A 19,934-nucleotide genomic window follows, 5' to 3' on the forward strand; every position below is an offset into this window, starting at 1 on the left:
GTATGTACCTCAGGAGGGTTTTCTTATGAAAGTCTATGACTTTTCGTTGTGGGGAATAGAATTACTTCTATTATTTAATACCCATGTGAGCCATAAGCATTTTAATTTGTGCTTTCATTTCTTCATTGTCTTGCATTACTTTTTCATAGTTTTCTTTCATGCGTGCATTGTCTGCTTTTACTTGCTCGTTATCTGCTTTCACTTGTGCATTTTCAGCCTTAAGGGCAGATACTTCGTCTTGTAAAATGTAGACGGAAGAAATTGGACCACCTTTGTAGCGTTCAGGAATCATGCTGTCTTCACCACCGAATCGGTATGTCACACCTGCATTCATCATGTTGCTACCGCCGCCAACGCTGACACCTACGTTGAACATAGTGTCTTCGTTTGCGTAATGAGCTACCCCTAACGCAAGAGCTTTATTGCCTTTGTAAGCACCAACACCTGCCATTACTTGTGATTTTTTAAGTGGATCGTAGCTTAATGGGTTCATCGCTGCTAATGCTGCTGCATGAGCGCCTGCTTCGTTCACTTTTGCCGTCACAGTATTAGTAGCTGCATTTAATTGGCCTACTGTCGCTGCATCAGATTCATATACACCAGGGGCTACGTTGCTGATTGTGTTGCCACCATTGTCTAAGCCATCTTTTGTTAAGCTTACTACTGGTTTATCATTGCTTCCAATACGGATACCACGACTATCAACTACAGATACTGTTTTCAATACTGGTTTCAACTCTTTTGTATTGTCATCTTGTTTAAAGATAACGTGACCATCTTCTGTTGTTAACCGTTCTTCATAACGAGTACCTGCTGCTGTTGTAGTCGTCACCAATCCTGCTACAGGTTTATTCGCATTGTCTACTTGAACCTTTCCATCACTGAGCAAGTTGTTAACCGTGTATGTTGTGCCATTACCGTTTACCACTGTAGAAGAGTTAACGATTGGGTTACCGTTACCATCTTTTTGAAGGATTACATTACCATCTTTATCTTTTTTAGGGATAGGGTTACCCTTAGCATCTAATTTTAATAGACCTTTGTCAGTTTTTTCGAACTCAGGTAAGTAACGGTCATACTTAGATTTACCATCAGCCATGTTAAGGTCTTTCGCCAATTTCACAGTCATCGTAGCTGGTTTACCATCTTTCGCTGGAGCCAATTCAACACCGATGTTTTTATCTGTTAACTCACCAGTTGCACCACCTTGGATAGCCAATGTGTCGCCTAAGCCAACTTCAGCTTTTAATGGGTCTTTTCCATCTTTTGTATCCGCAGTGAATACACGACCTTTGCTTACACGATCGGCTACGTCTTTCAATTGGCCTTGTGTAGCTGCTTTAGAACGTTCTTTAGCTGCATCAGAATCAGGTTTAGCTTTCGCTTCCTCAGCAGAGGCAACTTTTGTAGGATCCCAAGTTGTATTACTTAAACCATCCACAGCTTTTGTAGTAATGGATTCCATACCAGTCAATGTAGATGCCAACTTAACATTTAATGTATCATCTTTATTCGCATCCTTCTCAACAGTGATGTTGTTAGTGCCCACTAAGTGCAATGTTTCGCCAAGTTTACGATCAACTGTTTCATCTGCTTTGTTGCCTGTGAAAGTCATTGCTTTATTAGCTAATGCTGTCACTTCGCCTTTATCTGCTTTTTTGTCTAACTCAGATTTGTCAGCTTTGCCATCTACTGTTTTCGCTAAGTCTGCAACAGTGGATTTATCAGCTTTGCCATCTACTTTGTCCGCTAAATCTTTAACAGTTGCTTTATCGGCTTTATCAGCTAACTTATTTGCAAGATCCTCAACAGTAGACTTATCTGCTTTGTTATCAAGGGCTTTTTCAACAGCATCTACCTTCGCAGCAATGCCATCTACTTTTCCTAATTTCGTTGCTGCATCGTCAGACAAGCCAATGATGACTTTGCCATTTTCGCCAGTTACGATATTTAGACCTGGTTTAGCAGATTCTGCAGTGTTTGTTGTACCATCACCAGTAACGAAATCTAAACCTTGTTTCAAGGATACTGTTTTTGCTTTTTCATCGGCATCACCATTCGTACGATACGTAATAGGAGCATCTAGGTCTTTCACAGTCACTGTAGCATCGCCGAAGTTAACAGTGCCAGGAGTTGCTTTTTTATCACCCTCTGCTGCTTTACCTGGTGTCACAGTAATTGTGTTTGTACCATTTTTGATCACTAGATTATCTTTGCCGTTGCCAGAGATACCTTTCATATCTGTTAAAGTATCTGCCAATTTCACTACTAAGCCGTTTGCGCCTGCAGTCGTATCTTTTTCCACACGGATGTTAACACCTGCTGTTGCATCAGCTGCTGGTGTGAAGTTCGTCGCACCTTTTACAGTTAATGTAGTACCTAATGCACGTGTTACATCTTTTACATCATCGCCTTGGAATGTTAATCCTTTCGCAATAATGTCCTTAGCTGTGTTATTCAAGTCACTTACATTCACTGCCGCATGTTTTGTATTCACATCACCTGCTGCCGTGTTCAAACGATCTAAGAATGGAGAGTTAGCATTATCTTTTGGTGCAGCTGGAATTGCAGAGGCTACGTTGTTGATGACTGTAGTACCACCTGTTGTAGAACCATCTGGGTTCACTAGACGAGCTTGTGGAGTTTTCACTTCTACAGCATCATCTGCTTTTGTACCATCTGCTTTTACTTTGTCAGCTGGATACCATTTGCCATCGCTGGCTTTCACAACACGGTTGCCTTTGTCATCTGTGTACACTACGGTACCTGCTTCGCCATTACGAAGCGCATTCACTTTCGTAGTTAAGTCTTTACCGTTCAAGCCATCTGCACCAGTTAAGCCATCTTTGCCCATTCCGGCATTGTCGCCTGTACCAGGTTTTCCATCACGTCCATCGATACCATTAGCACCATCAGCGCCTACTGCTTTAGCAATATCAGCTACTTTCGCTAATGTATCTTTTGTGGCTTGAGACAAGCCTAATTTGTAAGTACGGACATTATCCCCAGCTACTTCGCCACCAGTCACAGTTAATGCTGTATCAGTTGATGTTACGATTGTATCATTCGCATCCACTACATAGGTAGTTGTATTAGGTGTAGAGTCATCAACAGTCACTTTCGTATTTTTACCTGCTGCTACTTTTACCGCTGCTGCTGCTAGATCTTTGACTTTGTTTTCACCCTCATTGCTTAGGTTATCTAGGCTTATATTAGCTTTACCAGCTAACGCAGTGTGCAATTGACCACCATTGATTGCATCTTTAGAGTTTTCTCCAATCGTGCCATCTGCAATGTTGCTTAATTTAGTCGCAGTAGTAGTAGAACCATCTGGATTTACTAAACGCGCTTGTGGCGCATCTACCGGAGTCGCTGTTACACCTTGTGGAAGTTGATCCGCAGATTTTAACTCACCTTTGTCAGTCACAGCTTTTGCATTGTACCATTTGCCATCGTTAGCTTTCACTAGACGGTTGCCTTGGTCATCTGTGTACACTACTGTACCAGCTTCGCCGTTACGAAGTGCATTGACTTTAGATGTTAAGTCTTTACCGTTCAAGCCATCTTTGCCTGTTAAGCCTTTATCGCCTGCTACTGCATCCGCTGCTTTTGGATCTTTACCAGTGCCTGCTTTGCCATCACGGCCGTCAGTCGCTGTGTTGCCAATTTTCGCTGCATTGTCAATGACTTTACGAGTTGCTTCATCTAAACCGATGTTTACAACGCCATTTTCTTCTGTAGTGATAGCGATACCAGTTTTAGCCTCTTTGCTATCTGTATCTTTTGTAGTGCTTTCAGTATTAGGCGCTAAATCTGTTGGCGCAATTGTACCTGTACCAGATTTGAAGTGTAAGCCAGTGCCTACTGCTACTTGCTTAACATCTGTTTCAGCATTTGCTTTGTAGCCTAACTTAGCATTACCTACGGCAGCTGCAGTCGCTTCTCCCACTTTAGTATCCACATAGTTTTTATTTGCTGCATCTGTACCAACACCAGGTGTTCCTACATTTGTTAATTTAGATCCACCGAAATCTACGTCACCTTTAGCGCCAGCTGCACCAGGTTTTACTGTGATAACTGCATTGTCACCATTTTTAATTGTCAATGGATCTTTGCCATTACCAGAAATACCTTTCATTTCTGTTAAAGTATCTGCTAAGCTCACAGTTAAACCTTTCGTAGGATCAGATGCTACTTGGATGTTCACACCTGCTGTTGCAGTTGCTGCTGGTGTGAAGTTTGCCGCACCTTTTACAGCTAATGTCTCACCTAATTTACGAGTTGCATTAGTTCCAGTATCCCCGCTGAAAGTAAGTGGTTTTTCTGCCAACGTATTCAAGTCAGACGCATTGGCTTTGCCAGCTAATGTGTTGTTGATAGTTGTAATATCTGATTTATCAGCTTTTTCAGCTAATTTAGTATGTAATTGACCACCGTTGATTGCATCTTTAGAGTCAGCTGTAATTTCACCATCTGCGATGTTGCTTAATTTAGTTGTACCACCAACTGTTGTACCATCTGGGTTCACTAAATGAGCTTCTACAGTTGTTGCCGCTGGAGTATTATTCAATACATTACCATCTTTATCGACTGCCGTAGCTGGATAGTATTGACCATCGTTAGCTTTCACTAGACGGTTGCCGGTTTCATCTGTATACACCACTGTACCAGCTTCGCCGTTACGTAATGCATTCACTTTAGATGTTAAATCTTTGCCGTTCAAGCCATCTTTGCCAGTCAAGCCTTTATCGCCTGCTGTTGCATCCGCTGCTTTTGGATCTTTACCAGTGCCTGCTTTGCCGTCACGGCCATCAACACCGTTAGCACCTACTGCTTTAGCAATGTCATTTACTTTGTCTAATTTTGTTTTCGCATCATCAGACAAGCCAACGATTACTTTGCCGTCATCGCCAGTTTCGATATGTAAACCTGCTTTAGCTGCAGTTGCTGTTGCCGCTGTACCATCACCAGCAACGAAGTCTAAACCTTTTTTCAAGGATACAGATTTAGCTTTGTCATCAGCCACGCTATTGGCACGATATGTAATTGGTGCCTCTAGATTTTTTACAGTTACAGTAGCATCACCAAAGTTCACTTTACCAGGATCTGCTGGTGTAGTTACCGTACCTTGGTCATCTTTTACTTCTGCTTTACCTGGTGTGACAGTAATCGTATTAGTACCGTTTTTGATAACTAAGTTATCTGTACCATTACCAGAAATACCTTTCATATTGGTTAAGGTATCTGCCAATTTCACCACTAAACCATTCGCATTCGTAGTCGTATCTTTTTCCACACGGATGTTCACGCCTGCTTCTGTTACTGGAGTTGTTGCACTTGGTGTGAAGTTTTTCGCACCTTTTACAGTTAATGTAGTACCTAATGCACGTGTTACATCTTGAGCATCATCGCCTGTGAAAGTCAATGGTTTTGCTGCCATTTCTTTCACTGTATTGATACGAGTATCTAATTTAGAAACCGCTGCGCCTACATTGTTAACAGTGTCTGTGCCACCTGTTGCATCATCTTTTGTGATGCTGTATGTAGGTTGTGTTAATGCGCCGTTAGCGTCAACACCTGCATTACCACCAAGAGCGTTTGCCATTTCTTGTTTTGCAGTATGCAACTGACCACCATTCACAGCATCTTTCGATTTGTCAGCAATCGTACCATTGGCAATGTTGGATAATTTCGTACCTGTTGCTGTATCTGCTGTTGTAGTTGTACCATCTGGGTTCACTAAACGCGCTTGTGGAGCTGTTACCACTTCAGGGGCTTTACCACCATTTTCATCGGCTGTTTTTACAGTGCCATCAGCTTTCACATCATCTGCTTTATAGTAGTTACCATCGTTAGCTTTCACAACACGGTTGCCTTTGTCATCTGTGTATACCACCGTACCAGCTTCGCCATTACGTAATGCATTCACTTTAGATGTTAAATCTTTGCCGTTCAAGCCATCTTGACCAGTCAAGCCTTTATCGCCTGCCACTGCATCGGTTGCTTTTGGATCTTTACCAGTGCCTGCTTTGCCGTCACGGCCATCAGTTGCTGTATTGCCAAGTTTCGCTGCACTGTCGATGACTTTACGAGTTGCTGCATCTAAACCGATGTTTACAACACCATTTTCTTCTGTGGAAATAGCGATACCAGTTTTAGTAGTTGCTGCATTCGTAGTCGCTGCACCAGTACCAGTCGCATCGATAGTACCTGTGCCAGATTTGAAGTGCAAACCAGTATTCACATTAACCGACTTAGCATCTTCTGTGTTAGCTTTGTAACCCAAGCTAGCATTGCCAGTAGCAACATTATTTACATTTTCAATTGCTTTTTCTAAATAGCCTTTGTTAACAAGGTCATTCGTTTCTGTAGGTGTGGCGCTGCTTGTGATTTTAGAATTACCAAAATCTACTTTGCCAACTTGTGCTGGTTTTGTTACTGCCCCATCAGGACTTGTTTCCGCCGCTGTTGTTGGTGTAATCGTAATGGATTGGTCACCGTTTTGGATAACCAATGGATCCTTACCATTGCCAGTGATACCTTTCATGTTAGTTAAGGTATCTGCCAATTTCACCACTAAACCATTCGCATTCGTAGTCGTATCTTTTTCCACACGAATGTTCACGCCGGCTTCTGTTACTGGAGTTGTTGCACTTGGTGTGAAGTTTTTCGCACCTTTTACAGTTAATGTAGTACCTAATTCACGTTTTACAGCTTGTCCATCATCGCCTGTGAAAGTCAATGGTTGTGTTGCCAATCCTTTCACTGTATTGATACGAGTATCTAATTTATCAATCGCTGCACCTACATTGTTAACAGAATCTTTTCCATTCGTTCCATCATCTTTTGTGATTTCGTATGTAGGACCTGTTAATACGCCGTTAGTAACTGTTGCATTACCACCAAGAGCTGTTGCCAATTCTTGTTTAGCAGTATGCAATTGGCCACCATTCACAGCGTCTTTGGATTTATCAGCAATTGTACCATTAGCAATGTTGGATAATTTCGTACCTGCTGCACCTTCTGCTGTTGTAGCAGATCCATCTGGGTTTACTAAACGAGCTTGTACAGTTGTTGCTGGTTGTGCATTATTCAATACATTACCATCTTTATCGACTGCCGTAGCTGGATAGTAGTTACCATCGTTAGCTTTTACTAAACGGTTGCCGTTTTCATCTGTATACACTACTGTACCAGCTTCGCCGTTACGAAGTGCGTTCACTTTAGATGTTAAGTCTTTACCGTTCAAGCCGTCTTGACCAGTCAAGCCTTTATCCCCTGCTGCTGCATCAGTTGCTTTTGGATCTTTACCAGTACCTGCTTTGCCATCACGGCCGTCAGCACCAATCGTGCCTACTGTATTAGCTAAGGTATCTACTTTTGCCAATGTATCTTTTGTAGCTTTGGATAATGCTAATTTATAAGTACGAACATTATCGCCTGCTACTTCGCCACCAGTCACAGCCAACGCTGTATCCGTGGATGTTACCACTGTGTCATTAGCATCTACTACATAGGTAGTTGTGTTAGGTGTAGAATCGTCTGCAGTTACTTTCGTATTTTTACCTGCTGCTACTTTCACTGCCGCCGCTGCTAAGTCTTTCACTTTGTTAATACCAGCATCGTTTAGATTACTTAAGTCTTTATTCGCTGCGTTGCCAACTTGTGTATCTACATAATCTTTGTTTGCTGCATCTGTGCCTACAGCTGGAGTTGCTACATTAGAAATCACTTTGTTACCAGCATTGATACCATCTTTGCCGATTGTCACTGTTGTCACAGTTGGTGCTGTACCAGGAGCTGCACCTTCTGGCAACGGTTGTGTATTCGTAATAGTTAAGCTATCTCCATCTAAAGCAAGTTTAGTACCTGCACCGTCAGAGGTTGCTGCATTCGTAACAGAAGTAATACCTACTAAGTCTTTTGCCAAGCCAATTTCTAGTTTGCCATCATTAGTTTTCTTAGTACGGATATTATTCGCTGCTGTTGTAGTCGTAGCCGGAACTGTACCTTCACCCACGATATGTAAGGTTTCACCCAATTGTTTTTTGATGTCTTGCGCATCATTACCTTGGAATGTTAATCCTTTCGCAATGATTTCAGTCGCTGTGCTATTCAAGTCACTTACATTGACCGCTACGTTTTTCGTTTTCGCATCCCCTGCTGCTGTGTTCAAGTTGTCTAAGAATGTAGGTTTAGCACCATCAGCTGCTGCCGCCAGAATCGCAGACGCTACATTGTTGAATACTGTTGTACCACCAGTTGTTGTGCCATCTGGGTTCACTAAACGAGCTTGAGGTGTTTTCACTTCATCAGCTGTTACACCTTGTGGAAGTTGATCCGCAGATTTTAATTTACCGTTTTCGTCCACAGCTTTCGCATTGTACCACTTACCGTCATCAGCTTTCACAACACGGTTGCCTTGGTCATCTGTATACACCACGCTACCAGCTTCGCCGTTACGTAATGCATTCACTTTAGATGTTAAGTCTTTACCGTTTAAGCCATCCGCTTTTGTTAAGCCATCTTTGCCCATACCAGCGTTGTCGCCTGTACCAGGTTTACCATCACGGCCATCCACTGCTGTATCACCAAGTTTTGCTGCGTTGTCAAGCACTTTACGAGTTGTCTCATCTAAACCGATATTCACAACACCGTTTTCTTCTGTAGAAATAGCGATACCAGTTTTAGTAGTTGCCGCATTCGTAGTCGTTGCATCAGCACCAGTGGCACCTACTGTACCAGTACCAGATTTGAAGTGTAAACCAGTTGTTACCGCTACTGTTTTAGCCTCTTCCGCATTCGCTTTGTAGCCTAAGTTAGCATTACCAGCTGCTGTTTGGTTGACCGCTTTAATCGCTTCGTCTACGTAGAACTTATTCGCTGCATCTGTATTTGCACCAGGTGCGCCTACATTCGTTAATTTAGAGCCACCGAAGTCTACGTCACCTTTAGCACCATTAGCACCAGGTTTTACTGTGATAACGGTATTGTCACCATTTTTAATTGTCAATGGATCTGCGCCATTACCAGAGATACCTTTCATGTTTGTCAAGGTATCTGCCAATTTCACCACTAAACCGTTCGCATTTGTAGTTGGGTCTTTTTCTACACGGATGTTCACGCCTGCTGTTGTTGCTGGGTTTGTTCCAGTTGGATCAAAGTTAGCCGCACCTTTTACAGTTAAGGTAGTACCTAATGCACGTGTTACAGCTTGCGCATCATCACCTGTGAAAGTAATTGGATTTGTTTTCAAGCTGTTTAGGTCAGATATGTTAGCTTTATCATTTAACGAATTGTTGATATTTGTAATATCTGTTTTCGTAGCTAAGCCACTAATTTTGAACTCTTTACCAGTAGCTTCTGCGCCTGTACCATCTTCTTGTTTTACAGTCACAACGCCATCATCACCAACAGCATATGTATCTGCTTTTACATGAAGTTCAGAAGATTTATCTACTTTGCCAGCTAATGTGTTGTTGATCGTTGTAATATCTGCTTTATCAGCTTTTTCAGCTAATTTACTATGTAATTGACCACCGTTGATTGCATCGGTAGAACCTTCTTTAATCTCACCATCTGCGATGTTACTTAATTTAGTTGTACCACCAGTTGTTGTACCATTTGGATTTACTAAACGAGCTTGTACAGTCGTTGCCGCTGGAGTATTATTCAATACATTACCATCTTTATCGACTGCCGTAGCTGGATAGTAGTTACCATCGTTAGCTTTTGCTAAACGGTTGCCGTTTTCATCAGTGTACACTACTGTACCAGCTTCGCCGTTACGAAGTGCATTCACTTTAGATGTTAAGTCTTTACCGTTCAAGCCGTCTTTGCCAGTCAAGCCTTTATCCCCTGCTGTTGCATCAGTAGCTTCTGGAGCTTTACCAGTGCCTGCTTTGCCATCACGGCCATCAGCGCCGATAGTTCCTACTGTATTCGCTAAGTTATCTACTTTCGCTAATTTAGCTTTTGTATCTGCAGACAACCCTACTGTGTAAGCACGTACTTTATTAGTATCTTCCGTGCCACCAGTAACTTCAAGTCCTTCTCCCGCTGCTACTTTTGTATCGATAGCATCTACTGTATATGTTGTCACATGGTTTGTTGTTTTAGGTGTGACTGCAACATTTTTACCGGCAGCTACTTTCACAGCCGCTGCTGCTAAGTCTTTTACTTTCTCTTCACCTGCTGTGTTTAGGTTACTTAAGTTTTTGTCCGCTGCATTACCAACTTGTGTATCTACATAGGATTTATTCGCCGCATCTGTATTCGCACCAGGTGTGCCAATATTCGTTAATTTAGATCCACCAAAGTCTACGTCACCTTTAGCGCCATTAGTACCTGGTTTTACAGTAACCACAGTATCCCCATTTTTAATCACTAGGTCATTTGTGCCATTACCGGAGATACCTTTCATACCTGTTAAGGTATCTGCTAATTTCACCACTAAACCATTCGCATTTGTAGTAGTATCTTTTTCCACACGAATGTTCACGCCTGCTGCTGTTGCTGGATTTGTTCCAGTTGGATCAAAGTTAGCTGCACCTTTCACAGTTAATGTAGTATCTAACTTACGTTCTACGCCTTGGTTGTCATCACCTTTAAAAGTAATCGCTTTGTCTACAGTTGTTTTTAAACCTGCAATATCTGTAGTGTTTGTATTCACCTTAGTAGTTAAATTATCTACTACAGATTTGTCAGCTTTTTCTGCTAATTTAGTGAATAATTGACCACCAGTCACTGCATCATGAGAACCTGCTGCGATTTCACCGTCAGCAATGTTGCTTAACTTAGTTGTACCACCAGTTGTTGTACCATCTGGGTTCACTAAACGAGCTTGTGGTGTTGCGACTTCAGTAGCACCGTCCAGTTTATTACCTTTAGCATCTACTTTCTCAGCTGGATACCATTTGCCATCGTTAGCTTTTACAACACGTTTGCCGTTTTCATCAGTGTACACCACTGTACCAGCTTCACCGTTACGAAGTGCGTTGACTTTAGATGTTAAGTCTTTACCGTTTAGGCCATCTTCTTTTGTTAAGCCATCTTTGCCCATACCAGCATTGTCGCCTGTACCAGGTTTGCCATCACGGCCATCCACTGCTGTATCACCAAGTTTTGCTGCGTTGTCAAGCACTTTACGAGTTGCTTCATCTAAACCGATATTCACAACACCGTTTTCTTCTGTAGAGATAGCAATACCTGTTTTTGGAGTTGCTGCATCAGCACCAGTGGCACCGATTGTACCTGTACCAGATTTGAAGTGTAAGCCAGTACCTACTGCTACTTTCTTAATATCTGTTTCAGCATTTGCTTTATAACCTAACTTAGCATTGCCTGTAGCAACACTATTTACGTCTTCAATGGCTTTTTCTAAATAGCCTTTGTTAACAAGGTCATTCGCTTCTGTCGGCGTAGCACTGCTTGTAACTTTAGAGTTACCGAAATCTACTTTACCAACTTGTGCCGGTTTTGTTACTGTGCCTTCAGGTCTTGTTTCCGCTGCTGTTGTTGGTGTAATCGTAATGGATTGATCGCCGTTTTTGATTACCAACGGATCTTTACCGTTACCAGAGATACCTTTCATGTTTGTTAAGGTATCCGCTAAGCTCACAGTTAAACCATTCGTAGGATCGGATGCTACTTGGATGTTCACACCTGGTGTTGCAGTTGCTGCTGGTGTAAAGTTTGCCGCACCCTTTACAGCTAATGTAGTACCTAATTTACGAGTTGCATCAGTTCCAGTATCTCCACTGAAAGTAAGCGTTTTTTCTGCCAACGTATTCAAGTCAGAAGCATTAGCTTTTTGTCCTAACTCAGTATTGATATTGTTAATATCTGTTTTCGTAGCTAGTCCACTGATTTTGAACTGTTTATCTGTAGCTTCTGCACCTGTACCATCTTCTTGTTTTACAGTCACAACGCCATCGTCGCCAACTTTATATGTATCTGCTTTTACATGAAGTTCAGAAGATTTATCTACTTTGCCAGCTAATGTGTTGTTGATCGTTGTAATATCTGCTTTATCAGCTTTTTCAGCTAATTTGCTATGTAATTGACCGCCGTTGATAGCATCTGTAGAACCTGCTGCGATTTCACCGTCAGCAATGTTGCTCAACTTAGTTGTACCACCAGTTGTTGTACCATCTGGGTTCACTAAACGAGCTTGTACAGTTGTTGCCGCTGGAGTATTATTCAATACATTACCATCTTTATCAACTGCCGTAGCTGGATAGTAGTTACCATCGTTAGCTTTTACTAAACGGTTGCCATTTTCATCTGTATACACCACTGTACCAGCTTCGCCGTTACGTAATGCATTCACTTTAGATGTTAAGTCTTTACCGTTCAAGCCGTCTTTGCCAGTCAAGCCTTTATCCCCTGCTGCTGCATCAGCTGCTTTTGGATCTTTGCCAGTGCCTGCTTTGCCATCACGGCCGTCAGCGCCGATAGTTCCTACTGTATTAACTAAGTTATCTACTTTCGCTAATTTAGCTTTTGTATCTGCAGACAACCCTACTGTGTAAGCACGTACTTTATTAGTATCTTCCGTGCCACCAGTAACTTCAAGTCCTTCTCCCGCTGCTACTTTTGTATCGATAGCATCTACTGTATATGTTGTCACATGGTTTGTTGTTTTAGGTGTGACTGCAACATTTTTACCAGCAGCTACTTTCACAGCCGCTGCTGCTAAGTCTTTTACTTTCTCTTCACCTGCTGTGTTTAGGTTACTTAAGTTTTTGTCCGCTGTATTACCAAATTTTGTATCTACATAGGATTTGGTCGCTGCATTGTCGATAGCACTACGAGTTGCTGCATCTAAACCGATGTTCACAACACCATTAGCCGCTGTAGAGATAGCAATACCAGTTTTTGTAGTTACTGCGTTTGTTGTAGCAGCAGTAGTACCAGTGGCACCTACTGTACCCGTACCAGGTGTAAATGTTAACCCTGTACCAACTGCGACTTGTTTAGCTGTTTCTCCAGCTGCTTTGTAACCTAAATTAGACACTGTGCCAATTTGTGTATCTACATAGGATTTATCTGCTTTACCCGCTAATGTAGTGTTGATATTAGTAATATCGCCTTTTGTAGCAAGTCCTTTAATCTTGAAACCTTTGCTACTATTTTGCGTGCCACTTGCATCTTCTTGAATTAAGGATACTTCACCATTATTTGCTACAGTATAGTCTCCTGCTCTTACATGAAGTTCTGCTGTTTTATCTAATTTAGCTGCAAGATCAGATACATTTGCCTTCGCATTTAATGCCGTATTCACAACGCCAGCTGTCACTAATTTATTCGCATCATTACCTGTGCCAGTAATAGTTCCTGCTAAATTAGGTGTAATCGTAACAGCACCGTTAGTAGTCGTCACGTTTAATGCATTCGCATTACCACTTGATACAGATTGAATTCCTGTAGCATTAACTGTCACCACGCCATTTGCATTGTCGATAGTTACATTGTTGCCTGCTTTTAAAGTTACTTTACCATTTGCATCTGGTGTTACACCAGTCGCTGCCGCTGTACCGCTTTGCGTTTTTAGACCCCAAGCAGCTTGTTTCAACTGTTTTACGTTAACTGCATCGTTGTCGTTCACACCGCCTGCAACGTTTAAGATACGACGATATTTACCAGATTTACCAACAGATACAACGCCGTTACTTGGATCATCGTTGCTTTCACCACTGAAAGCTGCTGTAGTCTTTGTAGCTGTATCAGAAGCATTTACTTCAGAGTTCAAGCCTAATGCTACAGAGTATTTAGCACCTGTTACCTTAGCACCAGCACCAATTGCCACAGAAGATTCTGCATCCTTAGTTCCATCACGTTTTACTTTTGCATTACCGCCGATAGCGATGGCATAGTTACTTTCAACAACAGCTTCTTTACCGATCGCGACACCTTCTGTAGCACCATTATATACCGTTCTTGTGGTAGGTCCACCTGCCGGTGGATTCGCAATGTTTTCCGTTGTCGTATACCCTGTGTACGCAGCATAACCTAATGCAATGGATTCGCTACCTAATGCATTAGTACTAGCACCAATACCTACTGCATTATTCGCTCGAGTCTCAACTTTTTTACCAATACCTACAGAGCCATATCCTGTGACATTGACTTCGGAACCACCTGCAAATGTATCAGATTCATTGACATTTACCTTATACCCCACGGCAATACCACGAGCATGGTCCGACTTAGCCTCTAAACCAATCGCTACAGCGCTATGATTGCTAACTTCCACATTATTACCAATACCTACAGATTTATCACCGCTGACAGTGACATTCGTACCGATACCTGTAGATAATTGAGCCGAAGTAATGACATCACGACCAATGGCTGATGAATAATTTCCTGTCGCTCTCGTATAGGAACCAACTGCCACTGCACCAGCTCCCGTAGCGCCATCATTATTCACATTAGATTTTACATCGTTTACACTATTTACAGTTCGATTATCTGCTTCTGTTGTGTTCACAGAGTAATACTTCGGAGCTACTGCTTTCAACTGTTTTACAGTAACCGCATCATTATCATTAACACCGCTAGCTACATTGATAATACGACGTTTTACAGTCGTGTTATTACCAACGGACACAACACCATTACCTGGGTCGTTGATTTCCTCATTTGTGAAAGCTGCTCTTGTTTTCTCTTTTGTATCATCTTGGACAACGGAAGAGTTCAAACCCAACGCTACAGAATATTGAGACCCAGTAACACTAGCGTTAGAGCCTAATGCCACCGCTCCTGTCGCTTGTACTGCTTTATTATCGGCGCCTTTTCCAGCTAATACTTGTGCACTAGTACCAATTGCCACTGCATTGGTAGCTGTCGTAACATTGGAAGCTGCCCCCAATGCGATAGAACCAGTTCCATCTATTGCTGTATCGCGACCGATGGCAATACCATCATTTACCATGGTACCTTTATTAGTGACATTACCAGTTGCAGCATCTACTGTTTTCACAACGCCTACACGTGCATTGGGACCAAACGCTAAGGAGTGGGAACCACTAACTCTAGCATTCGTGCCAAGTGCTAACGCATTCCAATAGTATGCTTTAGCCTCCTTACCAATAGCCACGCCAGCATTACCATTACTACCTTCACTCCAAGCTTGCGCACTATCACCAATGGCCACACCGTGGTCAACGTTTGCATAGGCATTAGGACCCATAGCTACTGATTTTTGACCATTCGCATAGGCATATACACCTAGTGCTAATGCATTGGTACCTGTGGCTGTATCATTATCGAAGTTGGATTTAATTTTAACGACTTTATTATTACTTTTTGTTCCTAATGGATCATTGATATCTGGATAATCCGTTGCAGCTTTATTCGATGCTCCTGCAATAGATAGGAAGTGGGCAGATTTATCTGTCCAGTCACGTAACTGTGCAACAGTAACCGCATCAGTGTCCAACGCACCTGGTGCTACGTTGACGATACGACGAAGACCACGTCGACCTGTAGACCTACCATTCGCATCTTTCTCATCCCAACCACCGACAGATACATAACCTGCCGTAACACTATCTAATTTTTTTAACTTATCACCCAAGGTAGAGCCTTGCGGTAAATACGGGGCGATAGATAAACCATGCTTATTGCTATCGGATGCGCTACTACTAAAGTTAGATTCCCGCGTATTTGGATTTCCCCAGTAATGCGTATTGGAACGGTAACCCAAGGCAACAGAGTTTTCAAAATCAGCTGTCGCCAAACGGCCCAATGCTGTGGAAGATGATTTTGTAACTGCTGCCAAATCACCTACTGCCAAAGAACTGGTAGCACCTTCTGCAATTCGAGCCCGTGTACCGAAGGCAATACTGTTCGGTGTATTATTTGCAACATTCGCATTATAACCGACCGCCATAGAGTTCAAGGAGTTATCACCAATGCTTGCACTACTACCAAGAGCTACGGTGTTACCCGCATCGGTACCGATATTAACATTCGCACCTAACCCAGTAGCATTCATGGAACCATACCCTACCTTAGCACGTACCCCTAACCCGATAGAGGACACGCTGCGGATATCTGTACCATAACCCATAGCAACACTGTTATCACCCATAACACGGCTACCAGGACCCATGCCAATCGCACCTGCCCCAAACACTTGGGACTGCGTACCAATAGCAATGGAGTTTTCTTTCCGTACTTGTGCCCCTACACCAACAGCAATAGAGTTAGCGGAGTTCTCACTTACATAGGATAAGGAACCAATACCGATACCACTTAAGGAATCTACTACGGAACCAGAACCTTCGGCAATGGCTGATGTCCCTTTGGCAGACGCATAGTAACCGATCGCAATGGCATTGTCACCGCTCTTTTTAGATTTTTGTACAGTTTGTGTATTGCCATCCTCATCTTTTGTAGTTAAGTATACACCATCTAGCTTTTCAACTGTTAATTTGTTTGTTGCATTCTTATCTTCAACGGCGTCTACCACACTTTTAATGGTATTACCCACTGTATTCCAACCTTGATGCGATACTTGGCCACCATCTACAAGAGCCATTGCATTCACATCTGTCAACGTGATAGCATCCACGTCTGCTTTAGCATTGTCCATAGCGGTTTTGGCAGCAGCAATAGCCGCCTCTGAAGCTCTAGCATCGATTTTTGCATAATACTCACGTGCTTTATTTTGATACGTCTCTAATGCCGCTAATTGTGTTTCTGAATAATTCCCTAATTTGCTACGCACCGCTTGACGCAATGGGTTCGTTGCACTATGACCATCTGCTGCAGCGATATTATTTGCAATGCTCGCATTGGCATACGTTTTGTAACCGAAAGCCAAGGAACCTTTACCTACGGCTTTCGCACTATAACCATAGGACATAGCACCATCATCGGTAGATTCATTTCGGTTACCTACCGCCAAGGATTGAGGCGCGAAGGAACGACTTTGTTCACCGATCGCAACGGCACCCTTTGCATTCTCTGCTGTGTAAGCACGAAGACCCATGGCTGTAGAACCTTCACCGAAGGCATAGGACAAAGTACCAATCGCTGTGGAACCATCTTTATAGGCAATGGAACGAGAACCGATCGCGATGGCACCAACACCACCAGCGTAGGTAGGGCTATACATCTCTGTACCATCTGATAAATAGGAACGATTAAAATCTGACCAAGACGTTAATTTAAAAGGTCCCTTGGCATCATTTTCAGAAGAGTACCATTTACCTTCTCTAAACAGTTTGGCAACAGCCGGATCGTTGCTTTCACCATTACCGAATATACCTTTTAAGGTCTCCCTACTCAAGGAGTCCTTATATTTTGTGGAAATATCGTCATTACCGATGGCGATAGAGGAGTCCCCTGCGGCATACACGTCATTACCGACAGCCGTCGCCTGTTTCACAGCAAACGTGTTACTACCGATCGCCGTACCTTGGCCACCTGCTACATGGGCGTTATTACCAACGGCAGTAAATTTTTCCTCTCTGGCACCCTCAACAATACCATGCGCATAAGAGCCGGCACCAATGATAACAGAGTTCTTCGCCGTACGGTTCAAGTCACCATAGACATTACCATTTCTAATCGGCGCGAATACAACAGAATTACGTGGTAAATGAATATTGCCATTGCCATTAGAATAACTGGAAGCCCCCGTAGCACCTGAATCAAGGTCCGTTTCCACATAAATAATCGCTTGTGCTGGTGGCGCAAAAAATCCAATACCACCAGTGATCAAGAACGCAATAACTGCCCCCTTGCTGTACATCCCTTTGTCTTTTAACACACGTTTTAGAAAACGCTCGCACTCTTTAAATTCAAAGCTTTTTCCCATAAGCCTTACCCTTTCTGCTTTTACAAGCAAACTCATTCATCACTACCCTACTCTACCGTCACAGCACACTCCTTGGTACCGTTGTTATGTTATGGTGTAATAATAAACAACATGTATACACATAGATATGGATATATACCTTCACGATTACATATATCTGAAATCACATATATATGATTCATAGTGCACTAACCATCTAAATCATTGCACAGTCATAGTACATAATTTGCATGAGTATTTGTACACTTATCACATTCCGCGAATTATATTCATCCTATGTTATTTTGAATCTTGAAATAAATATACAGAAAGAGTAATATTTTCAAATCGATTAATTTAAATCGATATGTCCATATCTTTATGCATACACATTCACTATATATTATACTAGTTTGCTAGACTTTGTACAACGAATAAAACCTACATTTTTGATAAATAAATGCCTTACCCCCCCCGTTTTACACATATTGAATATAAATTGTTTTATAGTGTTATTTGCTATTTACTTTTATTCAATTAATTTTGTTAAAATCGCTTTATTGCGGCAAAGAACTACATTGATGCTTGGCATAATCTATTCGCACTATTTATATAAACTCAGCATCATACTAATTAGCAAACTAAGCAAAGCACAAGTTTGCAAATGGTACCGTCACAAGCCCCCCTTCCCTGAGGAATACCGTTGTACGTAGTACACTTGTGGCTATCTTTACTGTTTACATTTGCTAATACAAAAGCCCGTAACGAGATATTGTCATCCTACATCAAACTATGCTATACTTGACATAGAAAAAGAAGAGCCATCAACGTGTGCTTGGCGTTAGGTGTAGTAGCCTTGTGGCATTTTTACTGACCAAATTACATAAACCCAAGAAGACCGCAATATACCTCCGAAGAAACATCATGAAATGCCGTTTCTGAGGGGGTGCATTGCGGTCTTTTCACTGAGGAACGCAGTTGTACGTAGCACACTTGTGGCTACCCTAACTACCTAACTCACACTAACACAAAAGCCCGTAACGAGATATTGTCATCCTACATCAAACTATGCTATACTTGACATAGAAAAAGAAGAGCCATCAACGTGTGCTTGGCGTTAGGCTCATCTCAAACTTGTGAAATATGAAATGCCTAACGTGTAGAGGGGGCAAACCTCTTATCGTTAGGCTTTTTCATTAATTAGTTAAACCAATCAATGAGTCGTACTATTAATTTTAGAATTAAAATCAAGATATCGATTTTTCTAAACTTTTTCATAGTACCACCTCCTCCCATTAGGGAAGAGATAAACCTAACAGCACGTTAATGGCTCTTACATTTTTATTATAGCACAATCTATTCGTACTGTTTATATAAACTTACTACCATGCCGAACAGCAAACTAAGCAAAGTGCAAGTTTGCAAACGATACCGTCACAAGTACCCTTCCCCTTGAGGAACACCGTTAGGTGTAGTAGCCTTGTGGCATTTTTACTGACCAAATTACATAAGTGCAAGAAGAGCACGACATGTTCCGAAGCAAACCTACCGTAGGATCAGTTTGTGGAGGAATATGTCGTGCTCTTCCCTTTATCCTATTTAGTTAAAAAACACCATAGACTTGTATAGCGTTACAAGAGACGTTGCTATTCTGCAGTAAACTGTGCTATACTTAACTTACAAATAAGAAGAGCCATCAACGTGCGCAGGCGTTAGGCTCATCTCAAAAGAACTAAATTTGATGAAGCCTAACGTGTATAAGTGCTAGGAACACTTATCTTTTACGTTAGGCTTTGTCATTTCTAATTAAAGAAATAGTAAAGATCTATAATCAACTTTAAAAGTTTTATCAATACAGATAACTTTTTAAAAAATTTCATAGAACCACCTCCTCCCATTAGGGAAGAGATAAGCCTAACAGCACGTTAATGGCTCTTACATTTTTATTATAGCACAATCTATTCGTACTGTTTATATAAACTTACTACCATGCCGAACAGCAAACTAAGCAAAGTGCAAGTTTGCAAACGATACCGTCGCAAGCACCCTTCCCCTGAGGAACGCCGTTAGGTGTAATAGCCTTGTAGCGTCCCTTATTGACCGAATCACATAAACCCAAGAA

The 19,934-nt window shown here is 42.0% G+C and carries 1 protein-coding gene; it reads right to left on the reverse strand.

The window, feature by feature from the left end; translation table 11 throughout:
- Positions 1 to 70: 70 nt before the first annotated feature.
- Positions 71 to 17,833, reverse strand: a complete 17,763-nt coding sequence (locus tag EO122_RS06125) for a YadA-like family protein (RefSeq protein WP_164725976.1) — start codon at positions 17,831 to 17,833, stop codon at positions 71 to 73.
- Between the last annotated feature and the right edge of the window lie 2,101 nt (positions 17,834 to 19,934).

The organism is Veillonella sp. CHU110 (assembly GCF_003992255.1).
Classification (GTDB): domain Bacteria; phylum Bacillota; class Negativicutes; order Veillonellales; family Veillonellaceae; genus F0422.